Source organism: Mycobacterium sp. D16Q13 (assembly GCF_002013375.1).
Taxonomy (GTDB): domain Bacteria; phylum Actinomycetota; class Actinomycetes; order Mycobacteriales; family Mycobacteriaceae; genus Mycobacterium.
The window spans coordinates 1-2,660 of sequence record NZ_MAEW01000013.1 but is presented as its reverse complement, the minus strand read 5'-3'; the positions used below and the strand labels follow the sequence as shown (position 1 = coordinate 2,660).

At 65.7% G+C, this 2,660-nt stretch carries 3 protein-coding genes; 1 reads left to right on the top strand and 2 read right to left on the bottom strand.

Going from position 1 to position 2,660, the window contains the following annotated elements; genetic code table 11:
* The coding region (locus tag B4400_RS15315) for an aspartate carbamoyltransferase catalytic subunit (RefSeq protein ID WP_078356028.1) at positions 1–658 on the bottom strand (658 nt) is incomplete at its 3' end.
* A complete protein-coding gene (pyrR, locus tag B4400_RS15310; RefSeq protein ID WP_170915021.1) occupies positions 655–1,230 on the bottom strand; it encodes a bifunctional pyr operon transcriptional regulator/uracil phosphoribosyltransferase PyrR in 576 nt (191 codons plus the stop codon). The genes B4400_RS15315 and pyrR, both read right to left, overlap by 4 nt.
* Before the next feature lie 114 nt (positions 1,231–1,344).
* On the opposite strand from pyrR, the gene B4400_RS15305 reads away from it, so the two are divergent.
* Positions 1,345–2,565 (top strand): serine hydrolase domain-containing protein, encoded by a 1,221-nt coding sequence (locus B4400_RS15305; protein WP_078311861.1) that lies wholly within the window; start codon positions 1,345–1,347, stop codon positions 2,563–2,565.
* Positions 2,566–2,660 lie beyond the last annotated feature (95 nt).

The following is a 2,660-nucleotide window of genomic DNA, read 5'->3' as shown; positions in this document are numbered from 1 at the left end:
CGTCGGCGCCGGGCAGCTCGGCATCCAGATCGTGGGTGACCGTCACTGGCCAGGTCTCAATACCCACGGGCAGCAGCGTGGGTGGCGCCACCAGCACCACCTCTGCGCCGAATGTACTGAGCAGCAAAGCATTCGACCGGGCAACTCGGCTGTGCAGGATATCCCCGACGATGACGATGCGGCGGCCTTCCAGGCCGCCCAGCCGCTGCCGGATGGTGAGCGCGTCGAGCAGCGCCTGGGTGGGATGTTCGTGGGTACCGTCGCCGGCGTTGATGACGGCCGGGCCGCCCTCACCTTCGGCGGTCCACTGAGCCAGCTGGGCGGCGACACCCGACGCTGGGTGACGGACGATCAACGCATCGGCACCGATCGCGCGCAGGGTCAAGGCGGTATCGCGCAGTGACTCGCCCTTGGCCACTGAGGAACCCGATGCGCTGACGTTGATGACGTCGGCGCTCATCCATTTACCCGCGACCTCAAAGGAAACTCTTGTCCGCGTGGAGTTCTCGTAGAACATCGTGATGATGGTGCGCCCGCGCAGGGTCGGCAGCTTCTTGACCTCGCGCCCCGCCAGGGCCTGAAGGAACCGGTCGGCGTCATCGAGGATGGCGGTGGCCTCGTCGCGAGTCAGGTCGGCCGCCGACAGCAGGTGTTTCACGAGGCCGCTCCCTGCCCGCTGTTGATCACCACGGAGTCGCGGCCGTCATGCTCGGTGAGCAGCACTTTGACGTCTTCGGAGCGTGCGGTCGGCACGTTCTTACCCACGTAATCCGCACGCAGCGGCAGCTCCCGATGCCCGCGATCCACCAGCACTGCCAGCTGCACCGCACGGGGCCGGCCCAGATCGCGCAGCGCGTCGAGGGCCGAGCGCACCGTACGGCCGGAGAACAACACGTCGTCAACCAGGACAACCAGGGCGCCGTCCACTCCGCCCTCGGGAATCGAGGTGCGTTCGAGCGGGCGGTGGGGTTTGTTGCGCAGATCGTCGCGGTAGAGCGTGATGTCCAGGAATCCGGCCGGCACCTCGACACCGGAGAACTCGGTGATGTGGGCGGCCAATCGCTTGGCGAGGGTGGCACCGCGGGTGGGGATCCCGACCAATACGACGCGAGGCGCGTCACCGGAATCGGAAAGTGCGGTCTTCTCGATGATCTGATGCGCGATACGCGAGATGGTCCTGCCGACATCTGCGGCGGACAACAGTTCGCGTCCCTCTGGTAATACGCCCACGCTTACGCGAGACCTCCTTCTCCGCCTCACTGGACGGATCGTTAAAGGATGTCACTTATCGCCAGGGATCTTAGCATCCGGGCACCCGACGGCCACGACTGACAGGATGGAGTCATGCCCGAGTCTGACGACACGTTTGATGCAGCTCTCGCTCCGATTCGCGCCGCGGTCAATGACCGCATACTCGCCGGAGCGGTAACGCTGGTGTGGCAAGGCGGGCAGCTCAAGCACCTGGGCGCCGTGGGCTATCGCGACGTCGACGCTGGTCTGCAGATGGCCGACAACACCATTTTTCGCATCGCTTCCATGACAAAGCCGGTGATCAGTGCGGCCGCCATGGCTCTTGTCGACGACGGCACGATCCGCCTGAACGACCCGATCACCACCTGGTTGCCGGAGTTCTCCCAGATGCGGGTACTCGCAAATCCAGACGGCCCATTGGATGACACATTCCGGGCACCGCGCGCCATCACGGTCGAAGACCTGTTGACCCACCGCAGTGGGCTGACCTACGACTTCATCGCGACCGGGCCAATAGCGAAGGCCTACCAGCCGCTGCACACCGCGGCGTTCAGTGAGCCCGACGAGTGGATCGGGGCCATCGCCGCGCTGCCGCTGGTCTACCCGCCCGGTGAACGCTTCCACTACAGCCATTCCACCGATGTGCTCGGCTTACTCATCGCACGCGCGGCCGGGCTGCCACTCAACGAGCTGCTACGTCAACGAATCCTGGATCCGTTAGGCATGTCCGATACCGATTTCTTCGTTCCCGAGCGCAAGGCCAGCCGATTGGCACGCCTGTACAGCCTCGGCGATGACGACCAGATCGTGGTGGCCGACCGCGGCTATCTCACCTCGATGCCGACGTCAGCACCGGCGCTGTGTCGCGGTGGCGGCGCTCTGGCCAGCACCGCGCACGACTACCTCACCTTCGCGCGGGCGCTCCTCGGCGGTGGCGAGGCCAACGGAGTACGCATCCTGTCCCCCGAATCGACGGCCGCGCTGCGCACCAACCGGCTCACCCCGGCCCAGCGGAAGCTGCCGTCCTTCGGCCTGCCGTACTGGACCGGACGCGGGTTCGGCCTGGGATTGTCGGTCGTGCTCGATCCGAACGAGGCCGCACTGTTCGGTCCGGGCGGTGCCGGAACCTTCGGCTGGCCGGGAGCATTCGGCACCTGGTGGCACGCCGACCCGAAGGCCGACGCGATCCTGATGTTCCTGCCGCAGTGGCGCATGCCGGAACTGGACCCCAAGGCCGCCCTGGGGCGCACATCCACGCTGCGACTACAGCTTCTCCATGTTCAGTTCGCGCAGGCGGTGTACGCCGCGCTCTAGCGGCGAGCTCTGTAGGCATTCTTGAGCCTTTGACAACACCATGGAACACAACGCTGTTCTGCAGTCCACGCCAACCGATACCGAGGTGCGAAGAT